Origin of the sequence: Streptomyces sp. NRRL S-87 (assembly GCF_000719335.1) — a bacterium.
Lineage (GTDB): Bacteria > Actinomycetota > Actinomycetes > Streptomycetales > Streptomycetaceae > Streptomyces.
Map to the genome: position 1 here is coordinate 1 of NZ_JOGB01000053.1, position 18,971 is coordinate 18,971.

Annotated in this window: 19 protein-coding genes and 1 pseudogene; 9 read left to right on the forward strand and 11 right to left on the reverse strand. The window is 77.1% G+C overall.

Annotated features, from left to right (window positions below):
* Positions 1 to 323: 323 nt before the first annotated feature.
* The 3 genes from IF43_RS0127350 to IF43_RS0127360 all read right to left on the reverse strand — a co-directional run bounded on the left by IF43_RS0127350 (position 324) and on the right by IF43_RS0127360 (position 2,425).
* Positions 324 to 1,190, reverse strand: coding sequence for an oxidoreductase (locus IF43_RS0127350; protein ID WP_030206199.1), 867 nt, complete (start codon positions 1,188 to 1,190; stop codon positions 324 to 326).
* Between the two features lie 127 nt (positions 1,191 to 1,317).
* Positions 1,318 to 1,869, reverse strand: a complete 552-nt coding sequence (locus IF43_RS0127355; protein WP_030206201.1) for a GNAT family N-acetyltransferase — start codon at positions 1,867 to 1,869, stop codon at positions 1,318 to 1,320.
* 4 nt (positions 1,870 to 1,873) lie between these two features.
* Positions 1,874 to 2,425 carry a hypothetical protein gene (locus IF43_RS0127360; protein WP_107048605.1) on the reverse strand — a complete coding sequence of 184 codons (552 nt, stop codon included), beginning with the start codon at positions 2,423 to 2,425 and terminating at the stop codon, positions 1,874 to 1,876.
* Positions 2,426 to 2,700: 275 nt separating this feature from the next.
* Here IF43_RS0127360 and IF43_RS0127365 point away from each other — a divergent pair, with 275 nt between their 5' ends.
* On the forward strand, positions 2,701 to 3,849 hold the full coding sequence (locus IF43_RS0127365) for a hypothetical protein (protein WP_030206206.1): 1,149 nt from the start codon (positions 2,701 to 2,703) through the stop codon (positions 3,847 to 3,849).
* A 160-nt stretch (positions 3,850 to 4,009) separates the two neighbouring features.
* On the opposite strand, the gene IF43_RS0127370 is transcribed toward IF43_RS0127365, so the two are convergent.
* Complete coding sequence (locus IF43_RS0127370; protein ID WP_030206209.1) at positions 4,010 to 4,705, reverse strand: LysE family translocator; 696 nt, start codon at positions 4,703 to 4,705, stop codon at positions 4,010 to 4,012.
* Positions 4,702 to 5,445, reverse strand: coding sequence for a metallophosphoesterase (locus IF43_RS0127375; protein ID WP_030206211.1), 744 nt, complete (start codon positions 5,443 to 5,445; stop codon positions 4,702 to 4,704). The genes IF43_RS0127370 and IF43_RS0127375 overlap by 4 nt, the downstream gene beginning before the upstream one ends.
* A gap of 161 nt (positions 5,446 to 5,606) precedes the next feature.
* Between IF43_RS0127375 and IF43_RS0127380 the strand changes: the two genes are divergently transcribed.
* Together IF43_RS0127380 and IF43_RS0127385 are read left to right on the forward strand one after the other, a co-directional pair.
* The gene (locus IF43_RS0127380; RefSeq protein WP_030206218.1) at positions 5,607 to 6,281 is read left to right on the forward strand and encodes an ABATE domain-containing protein; all 675 of its coding nucleotides are present in this window, start codon (positions 5,607 to 5,609) and stop codon (positions 6,279 to 6,281) included.
* Between the two features lie 152 nt (positions 6,282 to 6,433).
* On the forward strand, positions 6,434 to 6,688 hold the full coding sequence (locus IF43_RS0127385; RefSeq protein WP_030206221.1) for a DUF6225 family protein: 255 nt from the start codon (positions 6,434 to 6,436) through the stop codon (positions 6,686 to 6,688).
* Here IF43_RS0127385 and IF43_RS0127390 read toward each other — a convergent pair.
* On the reverse strand, positions 6,667 to 7,722 hold the full coding sequence (locus tag IF43_RS0127390) for an alpha/beta fold hydrolase (RefSeq protein WP_051796246.1): 1,056 nt from the start codon (positions 7,720 to 7,722) through the stop codon (positions 6,667 to 6,669). The two genes, IF43_RS0127385 and IF43_RS0127390, sit on opposite strands and share 22 nt — an antisense overlap.
* 260 nt (positions 7,723 to 7,982) lie before the next feature.
* On the opposite strand from IF43_RS0127390, the gene IF43_RS0127395 reads away from it, so the two are divergent.
* From IF43_RS0127395 to IF43_RS0127405, 3 genes are all read left to right on the forward strand, one after another.
* Complete coding sequence (locus tag IF43_RS0127395; protein WP_078910494.1) at positions 7,983 to 8,588, forward strand: RNA polymerase sigma factor; 606 nt, start codon at positions 7,983 to 7,985, stop codon at positions 8,586 to 8,588.
* Positions 8,589 to 8,709: 121 nt separating this feature from the next.
* The gene (locus IF43_RS0127400; protein ID WP_030206238.1) at positions 8,710 to 9,162 is read left to right on the forward strand and encodes a GNAT family N-acetyltransferase; all 453 of its coding nucleotides are present in this window, start codon (positions 8,710 to 8,712) and stop codon (positions 9,160 to 9,162) included.
* 287 nt (positions 9,163 to 9,449) lie between these two features.
* Entirely contained in the window at positions 9,450 to 10,292 is an 843-nt protein-coding gene (locus tag IF43_RS0127405) for a methyltransferase domain-containing protein (RefSeq protein WP_030206245.1), read from the forward strand.
* Between the two features lie 130 nt (positions 10,293 to 10,422).
* Here the strand turns inward: IF43_RS0127405 and IF43_RS0127410 are convergent, their stop codons facing one another.
* The 3 genes from IF43_RS0127410 to IF43_RS36950 all read right to left on the reverse strand — a co-directional run bounded on the left by IF43_RS0127410 (position 10,423) and on the right by IF43_RS36950 (position 12,459).
* The gene (locus IF43_RS0127410; RefSeq protein ID WP_234332554.1) at positions 10,423 to 11,091 is read right to left on the reverse strand and encodes a maleylpyruvate isomerase N-terminal domain-containing protein; all 669 of its coding nucleotides are present in this window, start codon (positions 11,089 to 11,091) and stop codon (positions 10,423 to 10,425) included.
* Between the two features lie 129 nt (positions 11,092 to 11,220).
* The gene (locus tag IF43_RS0127415) at positions 11,221 to 11,628 is read right to left on the reverse strand and encodes a YidB family protein (protein ID WP_037890272.1); all 408 of its coding nucleotides are present in this window, start codon (positions 11,626 to 11,628) and stop codon (positions 11,221 to 11,223) included.
* A 219-nt stretch (positions 11,629 to 11,847) separates the two neighbouring features.
* Positions 11,848 to 12,459, reverse strand: a complete 612-nt coding sequence (locus IF43_RS36950) for a DUF4386 domain-containing protein (protein WP_267884803.1) — start codon at positions 12,457 to 12,459, stop codon at positions 11,848 to 11,850.
* Between IF43_RS36950 and IF43_RS39890 the strand changes: the two are divergent.
* The 3 genes and pseudogenes from IF43_RS39890 (at position 12,388) to IF43_RS0127435 (ending at position 17,560) form a co-directional block, all read left to right on the forward strand.
* Positions 12,388 to 13,099, forward strand: a pseudogene (locus IF43_RS39890) (TetR/AcrR family transcriptional regulator C-terminal domain-containing protein). The gene IF43_RS36950 and the pseudogene IF43_RS39890 sit on opposite strands and share 72 nt — an antisense overlap.
* Before the next feature lie 83 nt (positions 13,100 to 13,182).
* A complete protein-coding gene (locus IF43_RS0127430) occupies positions 13,183 to 13,554 on the forward strand; it encodes a hypothetical protein (RefSeq protein ID WP_030206252.1) in 372 nt (123 codons plus the stop codon).
* A gap of 343 nt (positions 13,555 to 13,897) precedes the next feature.
* Positions 13,898 to 17,560 (forward strand): BTAD domain-containing putative transcriptional regulator, encoded by a 3,663-nt coding sequence (locus IF43_RS0127435; protein ID WP_030206253.1) that lies wholly within the window; start codon positions 13,898 to 13,900, stop codon positions 17,558 to 17,560.
* A 19-nt stretch (positions 17,561 to 17,579) separates the two neighbouring features.
* Here IF43_RS0127435 and IF43_RS0127440 read toward each other — a convergent pair whose 3' ends face one another.
* Complete coding sequence (locus tag IF43_RS0127440) at positions 17,580 to 17,876, reverse strand: hypothetical protein (RefSeq protein ID WP_030206258.1); 297 nt, start codon at positions 17,874 to 17,876, stop codon at positions 17,580 to 17,582.
* Between the two features lie 198 nt (positions 17,877 to 18,074).
* The gene (locus IF43_RS0127445; protein WP_030206260.1) at positions 18,075 to 18,935 is read right to left on the reverse strand and encodes an alpha/beta fold hydrolase; all 861 of its coding nucleotides are present in this window, start codon (positions 18,933 to 18,935) and stop codon (positions 18,075 to 18,077) included.
* Positions 18,936 to 18,971: the final 36 nt, after the last annotated feature.

Consider the following 18,971-nt stretch of genomic DNA (forward strand, 5'->3'; position numbering starts at 1 on the left):
GTGGGTCCCCTCGGCGCTTGACAGGGGAGGCCTGCAGGCCTCCCCCAGCTACCGCTGGGAGGTACCCCCAGCGGCAGGCCCACCCCAGGGGCTTTGGGGGCTCCGCCCCTGGCCTTCGGCCACCCTCGGCCCGGGCCTGCCTCCGGACCAGCCTGCCACCCCTGTCAAGCACCTCCCCCACACACCACGGGGCGGCACTCTCGTGAGACGGTGACCCGGGGCTGCGCTGACGAGTGGGTGTCGGGGTGGCACTCCCGCGAGTTCGTTGACCCGGGTCCTGGGCCGCGCCCGTCGGCCGGCGGTTCACGGCCGGGCGCTCCGCGTCACGCGTCGTAGGCCGTGGAACGGCTGACGTCCTCCCAGGCGTTCAACTCCGCGCGCTCCGCGTCCGCGTGGGCGCGGATCGCGTCCACGGCGTCGTCGCCCAGCGCCAGGCGCAGCGGGGTGTGGTCGGCGTCCAGCGCGGTCAGGATGGCCTCGGCGGCCCGGACCGGGTCGCCGGGCTGGGTGCCGTCGGAGTCCGCCAGACCCGTGCGGACGCCGCCGACCGTGTCCTCGTACGCCGGCAGGACCGTGGCGGTGCTCCGGAGCGCGCCGGCTCCGGCGAAGCCGGTGCGGAAGGCGCCCGGTTCGACGATGAGGCACGTGATGCCGTGCGCGGCGACCTCGCCGGCCAGCGCCTCGGTCAGTCCTTCGAGGGCGAACTTGGTGGCCGAGTACGCGCCCACGCCCGGGAACGACAACCGCCCGCCCATGCTGCTCATCTGCACCACCGCACCCGACTTCTGCGCCCGCATGTGCGGCAGCACGGCCCGCACCAGGGCGGCCGGGCCGAAGAAGTGCAGGTCCATCAGGTCGCGCAGTTCGGCGTCCGAGGTCTCCTCGACCGCGCCGACCAGGCCCCGGCCGGCGTTGTTGACCAGTACGTCGATCCGCCCGAAGCGGTCGACGACCTCGGCGACCACCTCCGCGGCGCGGGCCGTGTCGGCGACGTCCAGGGCCACCGGCACCAGCCGTCCGGCGTGTGCGGCGGCGTCGTCCGCGAGGGCGGCGGGGCGGCGCACCGCCGCGACGACGGTGTCGCCGGCGGCGAGGGCGGCCTCGGCGAGCGTGCGGCCGAAGCCGGACGAGGCGCCGGTGATCAGCCAGATCCGGTCGCCGGGCGTCGTCGGCGTGTCCTGCGCGGGCATGGGTGTCCTCCTGGGTCGGCCGGGTCGCGCCTGTGCGGGCATTGTCGGTCACCGCGGGGGCGCCGGCGGGTTTCTCCGTGCACAGTCAGGAGCCCCTCGGAGTACGAGATTGCCCGGCGGGCGCGGCTCAGGGCGGGGCGAGGAGCATCAGGACCTCGTCCCGGGTGTCGTCCGGGGCGAGCCGGAGCGCCGCGGGCCAGCGCCCGGCCTCGCGCCAGCCGAGGCGCCCGTAGAACGACTCCAGCCCCTCACCGCCGCGGGCCGCGAGTCGGAGTTGCTCCAGGCCGAGTTCGTCCCTGGCCAGCCTGCGCAGCTCGGTCATGAGCGCCGTGCCGATGCCGCGGCCGCGGTGGGCGGGGCGGGTCTGGAGGTGGTGCACCGTCCCCCAGTGCCCGACGAGCCGGTACGGATCGCGACGCAGCAGCACCCAGCCCGCGAGCTCCCCGCCGACCCTCGCGGTGACGAGGTGCCCGCGGCCGGGCGCGAGTCCGCCGATGATCCCGTCCGCGACCGGACCCACCTCGTCGGCCGAGACCGGCGGGAACGGGAAGCCTGCGGCCCCGCCCGCGTTGGTGACGGCCACCCAGCAGTCCACGAGCTCCCCGCGCAGCCGCGCCCCGACCTGCTCCGGGTCGCTCACCCGGGCCAGCGCGGGCGGGCCCGTCCGTGCGTACGTCATGCGGTCAGTTGCCGCCGGTCTGCTCGACGAGGTCGTTCAGGGACCCGATCCGCCCCGTGGTCTTGAGCTTCTCGCCCGTGTCCGACCAGGTCCGCCCGATGTCCTTGGCGGCCTTCTCGGCGGACTCCGTGCTGTAGTCGGGCTTGTACGCGTCGGCCGAGAAGATGTCGCCCCAGGACTTCTGCTCGATGTCGTCCTCGTTCGCGTGCGGGTTGCCGTACAGCGCGTTGGCGCCGACCTTCAGGGCCCCCGGGATGTACTGGTCCTCCTCCCACAGCGCTCCGGCGGCGATGCCGAGTTCCGCGGCGAGTACGCCGGCGTCCTGGACCAGGGCCCGTACGCCCCACTCCCACCGCTCGCAGAAGTCCTCGAACGCACCGGCCACGTCCGCGTGCCCGGCCTCCATGCCGGTCATCGCCAGGGACGAGAAGCCGGCGCCCATCGACGCGCCGCCGGCCGTGCCGGTCTCACGCAGCCCGGCCACCGCGCCGCGCAGGCCCGTGGTGATGTTCCGGACCGCCTCCGGGTCCATGGCCAGGTCCTTGTCGCGGCCCACCGGTCACCTCCGCAATGTCGAGATCGGGATCCCCCGCACCGCGGGCCACGTTGTCCGCCGCCGCCGACGGGGCCGCCGGGCGGGTGCGGGGCGAGAGGCAGCCCGCAGGCGCCGGGCGCACAATCGAAGGACGAACGCAATGACCACGGCCGCCGCGCGGACGTGCCCGTCGCCCCGACGCCCCGTCGCGCCGACGCACCCGTCACTCCGGCGGCGCGGGGCACCGGAACGGCCGGTACCGGCCTTCCCCCGCCCCTCAGTCCTTGGGGGACGCCATGGATCTCGGCTTCCTGAAACCGCTCTTCACCCGGCAGGGCCCCTGGGCCTCCGTGTACATCGAGACCACCCGCGCGACCGAGGACGCGCAGAAGATCCAGCAGTTGCGCGAGCGCGCCCTCGCCTCCCAGCTGATCGACGCGGACGTGGACGGCTACACGGTCCGGGCGATCATGAACCACCTCCTGCAGGAGCCGGTCTCCGGCGCCCCGCCCGGCCGGGCCCTGTTCGCCGCCGGCGCCGAGGTGGTGCTGGACGTCCCGCTGGCCCGGCCGCCGGCAGCGACCGACGCGAGCTGGTCGATCCTGCCGCACGTGGCGCCGTTGGCCGTCCTGAAGGGCGACCAACCGGACTGTCTGATCGCCTTCATCGACCGCACGGGAGCCGACCTGGAACTGTGCGACGACCGGCAGCGGCGGCGCCTCGGCGAGGCCCGGGGCCGGGCCTGGCAGGACCGCGGCCACCGCGGCACGCCCGAGGACCGCCACGAGTGGCACTACCGGCACAAGGTGGAGAACGCCTGGGAGGAGACCGCCGGCATCATCGCCGCCGAGCTCGCCCGCCGGATGCCCGAGACCGGCGCCGGGCTGATCGTCCTGGCCGGCGACGCGCGCGAGCGCCACGCCGTGCACCACCGGCTTCCCGAGCGGGTGCGGGCGGTGACGGTGGAGATCGACGGCGGCGGCCGTGCCCGCGGCACCTCGGAGGACGTCCTGGACCGGCAGATCCGACAGGCCCGCGAGAAGTTCGCCCGGGACCGCCTCGACAGCGCCCTGGACCGGTTCCGCACCGGTCGCGGCCGCCCCGGCGAGCACCGTGAGTCCACCGTCGACACCGGCCCCGGGGAGGCGGCCGAGGGCATGCCGGCCGTGCTGGACGCCGTCCGCACCCACCAGGCGGCCACCCTGCTGCTCACCCCGGGCGGTGCCGACGCCGGACGCGAGGTGTGGATCGGCCCGGGGGCCGACGAGGTCGCCGTGCAACGCGGCCAGGCCAAGGCCATGGGCGTCGCCAAGCCCGAGCGGGCGCGGGCGGACGACGCCCTGCTGCGTTCGGCCGCGGCGGCCGGCTGCGAGGTGCTCGTGGTCCCCGAGGGTGTCGCGGGTCCCGCCGGTGGCCTGGGCGCCGTACTCCGCTGGACCATGTGAGGGACTGGGCCGGGCGCATCGCGCCGCGCCCGCGGATGCGCCACCCGTCGGTTGCGCATCCGGGGGCGCCCGCCTCTCGATCGCGCGTCGCCGAGGTGCCCGACTCCGAGGTGCGCGACGCCGGTGCCCCCGATCCCGAGGCCGCCCCGCCGGAACGGCCCTAGGTGGCGGCGGCCGTGCGCAGGCCCAGGGTGACGAGCACGGCCGCGGTGCCGCGGGCCAGGGCCACCCTCGCGCGCGGGCGGCGCAGCAGGGCGGTCGCCGGCCCCACCAGGCCCGCCCAGAGGCCCAGCCACGCGACCATGAGGGCGGCGTGCGCGGAGGCCAGCACCAGCGCCTGGCCGGCGAACGGCCGCCCGGGTGCCACGAACTGGGGCACCAGCGTCAGGTAGATCGAGGCCGCCTTGGGGTTGAGGACGTTCCCCAACAGCGCCTGTGCGTAAGGTGAGTTCCCGCCCCGCACCGGTCGCGGGAGGCGCGGGTGCCGGGACCGGGCCCGGGCGGGTGCCGGCGCCTGGGCGCAGGCCCGGGCGGATCCGACGGCGTGCGCCGCGCGGGTGGCGCCGTACCAGGTCCACAGGCCCAGCCCGACCAGGTAGCAGGCGCCCGCCAGCCGTACCGCCGCGAAGGCCCGGCCGGAGCTCGCCACCAGGGCGGACAGACCGGCCGCGGCCAGGCCCGCGTGCACGTACAGGCCCGTCACCGTCCCCAGCGCCACCGGTACGGCCCGCCGCCGCCCGCCCTCCGACACGTGCCGGACCAGGAGGGCGAGGCTCGCGCCGGGCGTGGCGACCAGGGGCAGGAGTGCGGCCAGGAACCCCGCGACCGCGTACGGGTCCGCGCCCGCCGCGCTCACGGCACCACGCGGTAGTGCGTGGTCAGCCGGCCCTCCTCGTCCAGGACGTGGTACGCGAGGCCGGGTGGCTGCTCGCGGTCGGCCACCCCTTGGCCCGCGTCCTCCCACGGCAGCCGCAGGGTCCACGTGACGGCGGGGCCGACCAGCAGCGGGCGGCCGGCGAAGGTCGACGCGGCGGCCGTGTGCGCGTGGCCCGTCAGGACGGCGGCCACCGCCGGGTGGCCGTCGAGCAGGCCGGCCAGCCGCTCGGGCCGTTCGAGCAGGTAGCGGTCCGGGAGCGGGTGGTGCAGGAGCACCGGCGGCTGGTGGAAGGCGAGCAGCGCACGGGTGCCCCGGGCGAGTCCGCCGAGCGTCGCGTCGATCCAGGCGACGGTCTCGTCGTCGAGCAGGCCGTGGTCCTCGCCGGGCACGGTGCTGTCGACCATCAGGACGGCGGTGTCGCCGATCCGGTGCACGCGGTTGACCGGCCCCCCGGCGGGCTCCTCGCCCAGCAGGGCCTTGCGGTACGCCGACCGCGCGTCGTGGTTGCCGGGACAGGTCAGCACGGGGAACGGGGCGTCCAGCAGCCGGGCCGCCTCCTCGTACTCCGCCTCGGCGCCGTGGTCCGCGATGTCGCCGGTGACCAGCAGCGCGTCGACCGGTCGGGGCAGGGCCCGCAGGTGGTCCATGACGCGCGCGGTCCGCTCGGTGGCCCGTGCGGTGCCGTCCAGGTGCAGGTCGCTGATCTGAGCGAGCAGCAGAGACAACTCTCCCCCTAATGGAAAACAAGTGTTTACCGTTAGCGATCACGACCCTAGACTGATCACCCGGGCGGCCGCAAGGAAGGGCCGGCCCGCCCGGCGGGTGCCGGGAGCGAGCGGGGCGGCCCCGGAGGGCCGCGGGAGAGGTGGGGTGAGGGGCCGTGGAGCGGTGGCTGGCACTGGAGCTGGCGGGTACGGTCCGCCACGACGGCGACGGCGGGGTGGCCGACGACCTGGACACGGTCGAGGGCCTGGCCCTCTGGCTCGCCGGCCGGCCCGAACTCGCCGCCGCCGCACCGGCGGCGGACGAGCGGCTGCGCTCCGAGGTCGTCGCCCTGCGGCAGGCGGTACGGGCCCTGTTCGCGCGCGCGGTCCAGCCGGCCCCGCCGAGCCGCGCGGACGCCCACCGGCTGCTGCCGCTCGGGGAGGCGCTGGACCGGCTCAACGCGGCGGCCGCCAGGGAACCCGTCGTCCCCCGGTTGAGCTGGCCCGCCGAGGCGCCGCCCGAGGCGCGCCTCGTACCCGTGCACGCCGCCCCGGAGGCGGCGGGGCCGGGGGTTCCGGCGGGCGCGACGGCGCCGGGCGGGTCGGGGCGGGCGGTCGGCGCGGCGCACGCCGCGGACTCCGGCGCGGTGGTCGCCGAGCTGGCCCGCGCGGCGATCGCGTTCCTCTCCGGCCCCCGGAGCGGACAGCTGCGGTCCTGCCAGGCGCCCCGCTGCGTGCGCTACTTCCTCCAGAGCCACGGCCGGCAGGCCTGGTGCAAGCCCTCGTGCGGCAACCGGGCCCGGGTCGCCCGGCACGCCGAACGCCGGCGCTCGGGCCAGCCTCCGACGTGACGGCTTCGACGTGACGGCTGCGACGTGACGCCGTCGACGTGACGCGACGTTCCGGCGGCCCGCCCGCGCGGTGGGGCCGGGGGTGCGGCCCGCGGACGCGTTCCCGGCGCGCCACGGCGCGCGGAGCGGGTGCCACCGGGATACTCCCGCTCATGGCAGAGACGTTTGAGCACAGGCCCGCGGTGTGGACCGCGGCCCGGCTGCGCGAAGCACTGGCGGAGCTCCCCGCGGACACCCCGATCCACATCGGCGTCGCCGACGCCCCCGGTGACTTCGACGAGTACGGCGACTACGTGCTCGTGGCCGCCGAACCCGTCGAGATCGACCTCGCGGACGAGGCGACGGAGGTCCGGTTCACCCTCTTCGCCGACGCCCGGGCCGGCGTCTACTTCGCCGACCTGGACTGACCGAACAGCGCGCGGGCCGCGGCGACGACCACGTCGGGCCGCTCCTCGTGCAGGTAGTGGCCGGCTCCCGGGACCACCTCGACCCGCAGGTCGTCCGCGTACCGCTCGCCGCCGGCCAGCACCCCGGGCGGCAGGACGAAGTCCTCGGCCCCGGCGAGGATCACCGTCGGCACGGTCAGCCGCGCCGCCTTGTCCCGGCCCCGCAGGAGCGCCGGCACGTCCCGCAACGCGTAGGCCCGGTGCAGCAGTTCGCCGGCCCGGGCCCGCGCCGGCTCGGCACCGGAGCGCAGGTACTCGGCCACCGCCGCCGGGTCCCATCCGCGCCGGTCGACGTACCCCTTGCGCAGCAGGAACCGGGTGAAGCCGGGCCGGCGGCGCAGCACCCACCGGCCGAGGCCCGGGAACTCCAGCACCGAGGTGTACCAGTACCGCCAGGCCTGCGGCGCCAGCCGGCGGTGCAGCGGCCAGGGGTGCACCATGTTCAGGGCGAGGTAGGCGCTGATCCGCTCCGGCGCGCGCAGGCACAGCCGGAAGCCCGCCCACGCGCCCCACTCGTGCCCGATCAGGCCCACCCGCTCCAGGCCCAGCGCGTCCAGCAGCGCCAGTACGTCGGCGACGCGGGTGTCGGTGTCGTACCCCGAGGCCGGAGCCTGCGACCAGCCGAAGCCGCGCAGGTCCACGCAGATCAGGCGGTGCTCGCGGGACAGTTCGGGGACCAGGTGCCGCCACGCGTACCAGTGCTGGGGGAAGCCGTGCAGGAGGACGAGCGGATCGCCCGTCCCCGCCTCGGCGACGTGCAGGGTGACGTCCCCGACCTCCACCCACCGGTGCGTGACGCCCGGCACCTCGGGCAGCGGCGCGGCCCCGGCGGGGGCCGGGACCTCGGGCCCCGCGTCGCCGGCGGGGGCCTCCGGATCGGCGGACGCCGGGCCGTGCCCGGGGCCTTCGTGCCCGGGGCCTTCGTGCGTCGGTCCGGCGTGTGACGGTCCCTCATGGGCCGGTCGTCCGTGGGTCGTGGTGGTGCGGTGGTCCATGCGACTCCTCCTGCCTGGTGCGGCTGCCGTGCGGCGGCCGCGAAGGGGCGGTGGGCCCCTCGCCGCTACGTCAGGAGGCGCCGAACCCGGCAGACGTTCCCCGGGATCTTCCGCGGACGTGCCGGCGTCCCTTCGGCCGTCCCGTCCGCGAGCCGGTCGGCCGGACCCGCCGGCGGACTTTCCCGGGGTCCCGGGGGAGTACGGACACCCCGTCGCGCCCTCTGAGGGGTGAAGCCCGCACACGACGGAGGAGAACCGCGATGCCCGCGCCGACCCCGACAGCCCCCACCCTGCCCCGCGACCGGCACGTCCCGGCCCCCCGCGCCGGCGCCCGGTCCGCCGCCGGACCCCCCGTGGCCGATGCCCGGTTCGGCCGGGCCGGTGCGCTCGTGCGCGCCGCGCGGGAGGGGGACGTCCTGGCCCTGGACGAGCTCATCGACCTCATGACCCCGTACATCACACGGGTGTGCCGCCCCATCGCGCTCGACGAGACGCCCGACGCGGTGCAGGAGACCCTGATCGCGCTCTTCCGCGGGCTGGACCGGCTGGCCGACCCCGACGCCTGCTACGCCTGGGTCCGTACCGTCGCGGTACGGGAGGCCGTACGGGTGCAGCGGCGGGCCCGGCGCGCCGAGCCGGTCGCCGACCCGGCCGACGTACCCAGCCCGGAGGACCACGAACTCGTCGTGCACGTCCACGACGTCCTGCGCCGGCTGCCCGCGGCGCACCGCGAGGTCCTCGTGCTGAGGGAGCTCGCGGGGTTGGGCGAGCGGGCCGCGGGCGAGCTCCTGGACCTGCCGGGCGGCACGGTCAAGTCCCGGCTGCACCGCGCCCGGGCCGGGTTCAGAGAGGCGTGGCGGGCTTGATGCTGCGGGGCGGGGCGGGGCGGGGCGGGGCCGGGCCGGGCGAGGCGGGGCGGCGGTCTCGGGGCCGCCGCGCCAGGCGCACGCCCCGTGCGAGCGGGCGGGTGCGGATAGCATGCGCGCCATGACCAAGATCACCATACGGGCCGCCCGGCGCGAGGACCTCCCGGAGATCGTCGCCATGCTCGCGGACGACGAACTCGGCGCGACCCGCGAGTCGCCCGACGACCTCACGCCGTACGAGACCGCGTACGAGCGCCTGGCCGTCGACCCGAACCAGCTGCTGGTCGTCGCCGACCGCGGGGGAGAGGTCGTCGGCACGCTGCAGCTGACCATCGTCCCCGGCCTGTCCCGCAAGGGCGCCACCCGCTCGATCATCGAGGGGGTGCGGGTGCACCGCAGCGAGCGCGGCCGGGGTCTGGGTGCCCAGCTCGTCGAGTGGGCCGTCGAGGAGTCCCGCCGGCAGGGGTGCCGGCTCGTGCAGCTGACCTCGGACCTGACCCGCACCGACGCCCACCGCTTCTACGAGCGCCTCGGTTTCACCGGCTCCCACCTGGGCTTCAAGCTCCAGCTCTGACCGCCGGCGCCGGACCGCCCGCGGGCGGATCCCGGCGCCGCTCCCGCTCGGGCGTCCAGGCGTTCGGGCACGGGACCGCGCCGCGGCTCGCCGCCCGCCCGCCCGGCGGGCCCCGGAGCGGCCGTTCGCCGGGGCGGGAGCCCGCACGGGTGGTCGGGGAGCGAACGGTTCCGGCCGTCCGGGGTGCGGACCGGGCCACGCGCGCCCGCCTGCCCCCGGCGGGGGCGCGGCAGGTGCCAGACTGGGTCGGTCGGTTCGGTGGCGTACGTTCCCGGAGGTGTCACGGCGTGGCATTCGGTGCCCAGGAGTCCTTCCCCGTCATGCGCCCCGCGGTGCGGGAGACCTACGGTCCGTCGGACCTGAGCAGGGAGCCGGTCTTCGCCGGCGGGTTCATCAACTTCGGCTACTGGAGCGCCGTCGACCTGACGGCTCCGCTCGGCGAAGCGGAGCGCGTCCGCAGCCAGCAGGACCTCTACCGGCACGTCCTGGACGCCGCCGGACCGCTCGGCGGGCAGCGCGTCCTCGAGGTCGGCTGCGGGCTCGGCATGGGCTGCGCCCTGGCCCTGCGCGAGCGCGGGCCGGCCGCCGTCACCGGCATGGACATCCACCCCGCCCAGCTGGAGCGGGCCCGCGACGCCCACGCCGGCCTCCTGGAGGAGGCGCCGGGGCGGCTGCGGTTCGTCAGGGGAGCGGCCGAGGGGATGCCCTTCGGGGACGACGAGTTCGACGCGGTCGTCAGCGTCGAGGCCGCCCAGCACTTCCCGGACCTGACCGCCTTCGCGGCGGAGACGGCCCGGGTGCTGCGCCCGGGCGGACGGGTCGCGGTCGCCAGCTTCTTCGCCGCGGACGACGGGGCCGGCCGGGCCGCGGAGCTCGCCCAACTGCTGGACACCTTCGCGAACGGGCTGGACATCGCCCGCCCCGTGACGGCCCTCACCGGCGCGCTGACCGCGGCCGGCCTCGCCGACGCCCGGGCGGAGTCCATCGGCCCACAGGTGTGGGCGGGTTGGGACGTCTGGCTGGCCCGGCTGTGGGCGCCGGACACCTGGCCGCGGAACTTCCTACGGGCCTACGAGCGGGGGATCCTCGACTACCACCTCGTCACGGCCCACCGACCGCCGACTCCCTGAGCCGCTGCCCTGTCGACCGCCGGCTCCCTGAGCCGCCGACGGCGACCCCGCCCTGGCGCCGCCGCGCCACCGTCGACGTCCGCGGCCGGCCGTCGCCGACGGGCCCGGTCGGGTCCGGTCCGGGCGCGGCTCACCCGCGCGGAGCGCCCTGCCAGCGCCACCGCGTCACGCGCTCCCGCCCGGGCAGATCGCCCCGGCCGGTCGCCCACAGCAGGGTGGCCCAGGGGTCGGCGTCGGCCGGGGCGTCGGGGAAGAGCCGCGCCAGCACGCGGGCGCACACCGCCGCCGGGGCCCGCCAGTCGAGCCCGAGACCCAGGGCGAGGTCCTCGGCGTGCACGAACAGCTCCACGAGGCCCATGGCCGCCGAGCCCTCGGCGTCCACCGTCCCGAACACGTGGTGGGCGCGCGCCTGCGGCGTCGCCGTCCGCACCATCGCCACGTGCAGCGCGCCGCAGGCCTCGAGCACCTGCACCACGCCGGCGGGTCCGCCGTCGCGTTCGGCGAAGACGACGTTCGCCGGCTTGCCCGGAGCGGTGCTGCGGTACACGAACGGTACGTCGGAGGCGGCGTGCGGGGCCTGCGGGCCCAACTGGGCGGCGTACGCGAAGAGGTCGTCGGCCAGGTGCTCGGCGGTCTCCCAGCAGGTCCACTCCAGGGTGCCGGCGGGCCGGTCCCAGTCCGCGGCGAGCGCGGCGGGCGCGCGGAGCAGCGCGACGACCAGCCGGACCCCCTCGGCCAGGTCGTCGGCCGTCACGGGCCCCGGAGCGGGGGGTCGCAGCGCAAGATCATGATCGGACACCCGGCCGAGCCTAGGGCCTTCGGTCCGCGGACGGCCACCCGCTTTTCGGCGCGACCCGCTGCCGTCGGCCGTCCCCGGCCGGGCGCCCGGGCGCGGTCCGCCCCTGCCCGTCCGTGGGACCGGGGGATGTCAGCTCTGACGGCGGATCAGCTCCTCCAGCGAGCCCTCCGGTACGGTCCCTTCGGGGGTGAGCTTGTCGACGGCCGCGGGGAGCGTGCGGGCCAGTTCGTCGGCGGCCTCCTCGGGGGAGACGCCCGCCTGCTGTGCCACGTGGTCGAGCGCCTGGTAGGGCAGCGCCTGCGCGACCTCGGGGCCGGTGACCTCCTGGTTGGCGCCCGTGCCGATCCACGAGTCGGCCTGTGCGCCCAACCCGCCCTCCTTCAGAGTGTCCAGCAGCGCCCCCAGCGGGTTGCTGCCCGCCCCGTGCGTACCGGCTCCGCCGAGGGAGGTGAGCAGCGCCCCCAGCAGTGCACCCCCGCCCTTGCCGCCCTGCCCGCCGAGCAGTCCGCCGAGCAGACTTCCCAGGTCGTTGCCCATCGCCGTCGCCTTCCCTCGCGTCCTGACGTCCTGACGTCCACCCCGTTATACGAGCCGCTCCCCGCCACCCCGTCCCGGCGAGGCCCCTCGCCCCGGCGCGTTCACCCGTCAGGGCGTGGCGGGTCGGTCAGGCCGTCGACGCGGCCGCGGCCGTGGCGGCGACCGGCAGGGTCGGGCCCGGGGAGGCGGCCGTAGGGGGGCGGCGGAAGCCCTTGACCATCAGGTGGCCGGCCAGGGCCAGTTCCCACGCGAAGACCGGGACGGCGGCCAGGGAGCCCCACGGGGACAGCTGCGGGTAGGCCCGAACAGGACCGCGGTCGCGGAGGCGAGGATCAGCGGGCCGCCGACCAGCCCGAGGACTGCGACGGGGCGCGGGACCAGCCGCGACCGGTACATCAGCAGGGCGGCCAGCACCGTGTTGGCGCCGAGGACGAAGTTCGGTCCGAGCAGGAACGTCCAGTCGTGCACCGCCACCAGGGCACCGCCGACCGTCCGCAGCGCGTCCGCGTCCGGACCGGCCGCCCCCGACCCGTCGCGGCGCAGCGTCACCACCGCCAGCAGGCTCACGATCCCGACGCAGATGGCGGCCGCCTCCAGCGTGCGCAGCGCCGCGTAGCCGAGCGCGAGGCCCTCGCCGTGGCGGCGGACCACGGGGAAGAGGGTGACCGCGGTGCCGACGACCGCCAGGGCGGGGCCCACCTCGAAGAGGGCGCCCAGCAGGACGGGGGCGTCCGGGCCGCGTCCGGTGACGTACTCCGCGTGCGCGAGCACCGGCTCGTACAGGGCGAGGGCGCGGAACTGGGCGTCGTACCCATGGCGCTCTACAAGCACGTGGCCTACAAGGAGGAGCTCCTCGACGGCCCGGTCGACGCGGTGCTCGCCGAGATCGCCCCGCCGGCCGCGGAGGGGACCTGGAAGGCGGCGGTCCGGGAACGGATCCTGTCGGCCCGTCAGGTGCTGCTGCGGCACCCCTGGGCCGCCCGGGTCATCACCTCGCGCGCCGCTCCCACCCCCGGGGCGCTGGCCTACCTCGACTCCGTCATCGGCACCCTGCGCGGCGGCGCTGTCCGTGGACCTCGCCCACCACGCCATGCACGCCCTCGGCAGTCGCGTCCTGGGCTTCACGCAGGATCTGGTCCCCACCGGGGTGGGGGCGACTCCGGGCGCGGAGACCGGTGCCGGTGCCGGTGCCGGCGGCGCGGCCGGTCCCGGCGGCGGGCTCGCCGGCGACCTCGGCGGCGGGACCGACCCCGCGGCGGCCGGGACGTCCGAACTCGCGGCCCGGTACCCGCACATCGCCGCCGTCGTCGCCGACCGCGCCCACGACGGTGCCTCGGTGGTGGGGGCGGGCTGCGACGACCAGTTCGAGTTCGAGTTCGAGTTCGCCCTCGACCTCCTCCTGGACGGGATCGAACGCCTCCACCGCCGGGGTTGGGCCTCCGGCACCGCCGGCACCGCCGGCCGCGCCTGAGGGGCGCGCCCCGGGCGGGTTCGGACGCCGTCTGAGTACCCGTACGGATGCGGCCCGCGGCCGGGCCGCGCCACGATGCCCGCATGACGAACTCCCCCGCAGGGGCGGGCGGTCGGACCCGCTCCGCCGTCCCCGTCCTCGTCGTCCTGACCGGGCTGCTGCTCACGCCGCTGTGCGCCGCCTTCTGGTGGGCCGTCAACAACGCGATCGAGCACAAGAGCGGCACCGACTGGGCCGGCAACCACGAGACGAAGGTCGGACTCGAGCACGCCGCCGTGCTGCTCGCCGGACTGCCGCTGTTCGGCCTCGCCGCCGGCTGGACCGGCGCCACCGTACTCGGGCGCCGCCCGGCGGTCGGGGCCGCGGCCGGGGCGCTGCTCGGCACGGCCGGGGTGTGGGTCGTCGGCATCGGCGCGGTCTTCAGCGCCCTGAGCAACTGGACCTTCGAGTTCTGACGCCGCGGGGGCCGCGCCGGACGACCGGAGCCGGTCCGCGGCGGTCCGCCGCACGCGCCGGCCGGACCAGGGGGTGTCGTACGACGGGCCGGAGCAGGGGGCACGGTCCGGTGCCGTGCACCGCACGGCGGAGGAGCGGAGCCACGCGGTCAGGCACCTCCCGGCGGTACCGGGGGGCGTCGGCGACCGAGGACGACGCGGCGAGGCGGGGTGTCCTACGGACCCGGCGAGCCCGGCTTGGTCCGTAGGACACCCCCAGGGGGCGGGGGCGGTGGTCCGCGGGCGTCGGTCGCCGGCGGCGACACCCGTCCGGTGGCCCGGGCCCGTCCGCGACAATGGGCGGATGCGATACGCGATTCTCGGCAGTGCCCAGGTGGTACGGGACGACGGCAGCCCGGTCGCCCTCGGCGGCGCACGGCTGCGCGCACTCGTCACCGCGCTGGCCCTGCGGCCCGGTCGGGCCGTGCCCGCCGGGACGCTGGTCGCCGAGATCTGGGACGGCGCGGAGCCCGCGGACGCCGTGGCCGCGCTCCAGGCGCTGGTCGGCCGGCTCCGCCGCGCCCTCGGCCACCACCACGTGCTGTCCGACGCCGGGGGCTACCGGCTCGCCGCGGACCGGGAGGCCGTGGACGCGTACCGCCTCGACCGGCTCGCCCGCGAGGCCGCCGCCGAGCTGGCCGCCGGGCATCCGGACCGGGCCGCCGCGCTCTACGACGAGGCCCTCGCCCTCTGGCGCGGCCCCGCCCTGGCGGACCTGCCCGAACCGGGCGCCGAAGCGGCCCGGTTGGAGGCGGTGCGCCGCGATGCCCGCCGCGGCCGGATCACCGCCGCGCTCGCGCTCGGCGAGGCGGACCGGGCCCTGCCCGAGCTGACCGCGCTGTGCGCCGACCACCCGTTCGACGAGCCGCTGCAGGCCCTGCGGATCCGCGCGCTGCGGGCCGCGGGACGGCCCGCCGAGGCCCTGGTCGCGTACGAGGACGTGCGCCGCGGCCTCGCCGACCGGCTCGGCACGGACCCCGGCCCGGAACTCCGGGCGCTGCACGGCGAACTCCTCGCCCCCGACCGGGCACCGCGGCCGACGTCCCCCACGACCCGCCCCGGATCCACCCGGACGCCCGACACCGGAACCGCGACGGCACCCGACACCCGGAGCGTGCCCGCATCGGGTGCCGCGGCGGCGGATGCCCGGGCGGTCGCGGCGCCCGGGACCGGGACCGGGACGGCGCAGACCGCCGCCGGGGCCTCCGGTGGCTCCGGCGGCCCGGAGCGGACCGGGTCCGCAACCGCTCCGACCCGCCCCGCCGGCAACCTGCGGGCCCGCCTGACCACGTTCGTCGGGCGCGAGGAGGACATCCGGGTCGTCACCGAGGACCTCGGTGCCGCACGGCTCGTCACGCTGCTCGGACCCGGCGGCTCGGGCAAGACGCGGCTTTCCCTCGAAGCGGCCGAGGCCCTCGGCCGCAGTGCCGGCCGCGACGGCACGTGGCTCGTCGAACTCGCGCCCGTGGAGGCCCCCGAGGACGTGCCCGAGGCGGTCCTGGGCGCCCTCGGCGCCCGCGAGACCAAGCTGCGCGGCGCCGCCGCCGAGGAACTGCGCGCCATGACGGACCGCACCGGCGGTGACCCGCTGGCCCGGCTGATCGACCACTGCGCCCCGCTCGAACTCCTGATCGTGCTCGACAACTGCGAGCACCTCGTCGCGGCCGCCGCCGACCTCGCCGAGGCCCTGCTCACGCACTGTCCGGGCGTGCGCGTCCTGGCCACCAGCCGTGAGCCCCTCGGCGTTCCGGGCGAGGTCACCCGCCCGGTCGAACCGCTGCCGGACCCGGTCGCCCTCCGCCTGCTGCAGGACCGGGGGGCCGCCGCCCGCCCCGGCTTCCGCACCGACGACGACCCCGACGCGGCCGCCGAGATCTGCCGCCGCCTCGACGGCCTGCCCCTCGCCATCGAACTCGCCGCGGCCCGGCTCCGGATGCTCTCACCGCGCCAGATCGCCGACCGGCTCGACGACCGCTTCCGCCTCCTCACCAGCGGCGCCCGCACCGCGCTGCCCCGCCAGCAGACGCTGCGCGCGGTCGTCGACTGGTCGTGGGAGCTCCTCGACGAGCCCGAACGCACCGTCCTGCGCCGGCTGTCCGTGTTCGCCGGCGGCTGCGACCTCGCCGCCGCGGAGGCCGTCTGCGCCACGCCGGGGGACCGCTTCGACGTACCGCACGTGGTGGGCTCCCTCGTCGACAAGTCCCTGGTGGTGGTCGCCCCCGCGGACGACGGCCAGATGCGCTACCGCCTGCTGGAGACCGTGGCCGAGTACGCCGCGGAGCGCCTCACGGCGGCCACGTCCGAAGCCGCCCCCGCTTCCGGTCCCGCCCCCGCTTCCGGTCCCGCCCCCGCTTCCGGTCCCGCCCCCGCTTCCGGTCCCGCCCCCGCTTCCGGTCCCGCCACCGCCTCCGGTCCCGCCACCGCTTCCGCAGCCGCCACCGTCCCCCAAGCCGGCCCCGCTTCCGGCCACGTCCCCGACCGGGCTGCCACCGAGGCCCGTCACCTCGTCCACTACCGTGAACTGGCCCGGACCACCGAGCCCCTGCTGCGCAGCCGCCACCAGCGTGCCGCCGACGCCCGGTTCACCACCGAGTACGAGAACCTGCGCACCGCCCTGCGCCGTGCCGCCGCGGCCGGACAGGCCGACGAGGTGCTGTGCCTGGTGCACAGCCTCTCCTGGTACTGGCTGATGCACGACCTGCGCACCGAGGCCCGCCACTGGTCCGACGCGGCCGCCGCCCTCGGCCCCGACCCGTTCGCGCCGCCCGTCGTCCCCGCCGTGCCCGTGTACGAGAGGCTGCTCGACACGCCTCCGCCGTACCACGGCGAGATACGGACCGAAGGCTGGCGCGGCGTCCAGATGATCCGGTTCGCCGCCCGCAGCGACCAGGGCGGCGGCGAGTGGTGGACCGAGGACTGGCCCGCCCGGGTCGAGGGCGTGCTCGCCGCCTACAGCCCCGGTCTGCCGCAGCTCAGCCGCCACCCGGGCGGCCTGTGGGTGTACGCCGTGATGCTGACCGGCGACGGCGAACTGCTGCGCCGCCACGTGGACGCCGCCGTCGAGACCTGCCGGGCGGGCGACCACCCGTGGGAGCTGGCGGCCGCCCTCCAGCTGCGCGCCAACATCCTCGCCAACCGGGCCGACTGGGCGCAGGGCGCGGCCCGCGACGCCGAGGAGAGCCTGGCCCTCTTCCGCCGGCTCGGCGACGACTGGGGGTGCGCCGAGGCCCTCTCCGCCCGCGCCGAGTCGCTCGAGAAGCACGGGGAGTTCGCCCTGGCCGCGGCGGACTACCGGGCGGCCGTCCGGCACGCGCGGCGGCTCGGCGCGCACGCCCAGGTGACCGTCCTGGAGGTCCGGCTGGCCGGCACCCTCTCCGAACAGGGCCCCGCCGAGCAGGAGGAGGGCGAGCGGATGCTGCAGCGCATCCTGCAGGACCCCCCGCGGTTCGGCAACGAGGCCCTGCCGGCCGCCCGCATCTTCCTCGCCGTGCGCCTGGGCCGGACCGGCCGGCACGCCGAGGCGCGCGCCCAACTGGAGACCCTCCAGAGCGAGTTCCCGATCGGCTCGTACGCGGTCTTCGACGGTTTCCTGCTCGGCGCCCTCGCCTGGCTGGAGAACCTCGAAGGCCGGTACGAGGAGGCCCTCGCCGTGGTGCGCCGCGCGCTCGGCACGGTCCACGACAGCCTCTTGCGGATGGTCATTCCGCAGATGGCCGCGGTCTACTTCATGACCGCCGCGGAGGCCCTCGCCGGTCTCGGCGGCCCCGACCGGTCCCTCACGGCGGCCCGGCTGCTCGGTGCCTACGAGGCCCAACTCCCCGCCGGGCACGTGCCCGTGACCACGGAGCGGCAGAGCGCCGCCCGGACGGAGGCGCTGCTCAGGGCCGCCCTCGGGGACGCGGCGTACGAGGCCGCCCACGCGGAGGGCACCGCGCTCGACCAGGACCGGGCCACCGCGCTCGTGTGACGCGCGGGGGCGGCCGCGATCAGCCCCGGCCCTTGGGGGGCCAGTAGTTGTGGACGGGGAAGACCCGGACCGCGGCCTTCTCGGGGTCGCTGGGCCAGCCCAGTTCGACGGCGAGCGGCATCATGCGCTCGGTGAACGCGTTCATCTGCTCCTCGGTCTCCCAGACGTCGAAGACCTCCAGGCCCTCGCCGGTGGGTACGCACGTGTGGGACACGCAGCCTTCGAAGATCTCCGGTGTCTCCTGGAGCTTCGCGTTGAGGGCGTCGTACTGGTCGGTGCTGATGCCGGGGAGCGCGGCGTGGACGAGGACCGCCATGGCCTTTCCCTCCTCGTGAGGTCGGACGTGGGGGCCGGCCCGGTCGCCCGGTGGCGGGCCGGGGCCCCGTCGCCCAGGACACCACGCCCCGGACCGGACGGCATCCGGACGGCATCGGGACGGCGTCCGGACGGTGCCCTCACGACTGCCCGGCGGCGGCCGGGCCGGGGCCGGTCGGCAGCCCCGCGGCCCCGGACCTCACCTCGGTGCCGGGCCGCCACCCGCTCCGCCCAGGAAGTCGGCGATCAGCCGGTTCGTGGGCTCGGGCAACGCGGTGGGGAGCGCGAAGTGGGTCAGGCCGGGCAGGACCTCGACCCGGGCGTGCGGGACGGCCGCCCGGGCGCGGACGGCGATCCGCGCCGCGTCGTGCACGGCGCTGTGCTCGGCGAACAGCACCAGCAGCGGGGCCCGCAGCCCCGCCGGGTCCACCCGCCGCCCCGTGACCGGCCGCCGGCCGGCGAAGGCCTCGGCGGCCAGGGCGTACAGGCGCTGCCACTGCGGGTCGGTGCGGGTACCCGCCGTCTCCCGTGCCACGAAGCGCAGCGCGCGGGCCCGCGTCGGCCGCGCCAGCAGCGGCAGCGAGCGCAGCAGGAACCCGGCCCGGAAGCCCCCGAAGCACTGCGTCGGGTCCAGCAGCACGAGCCGGTCCACCCGGCCGGGCGCGTGCAGGGCGTACGAGGCGGCGAGCCAGGCCCCGTACGAGTGCCCCAGCAGGTGCGCCCGTGCGACGCCCAGGCCGTCGAGCACGGCGTCGAGCCAGGCCGTCAGGTCGGCGGGGCCGCCCAGCGGGCGGCCGGCCGGGACGCTGCGTCCGGCGTCCCGGAGGACGTCGACGGCCAGCACGCGGTGGCGTGCCCCCAGCGCCCGGGCGTTGCCGAACCAGACGGTGCCGGTGGCACCGCCGCCGTGCAGCAGGACCAGCGGGGGCGCGTCGGGCGGCCCGTAGACGTGGACGCGGGTGCTGCCGTACGGCGTGGGCACGTCCAGCTCGCGCGTGCCGTCCGGCCAGCGGGCGAGCAGGGCGTCGTAGGCGGCGGAGAACTCCTCTTGGGCGGACACGCGAACCCCCGTCTGCGGTCGTTGCCCCGCCCGTAC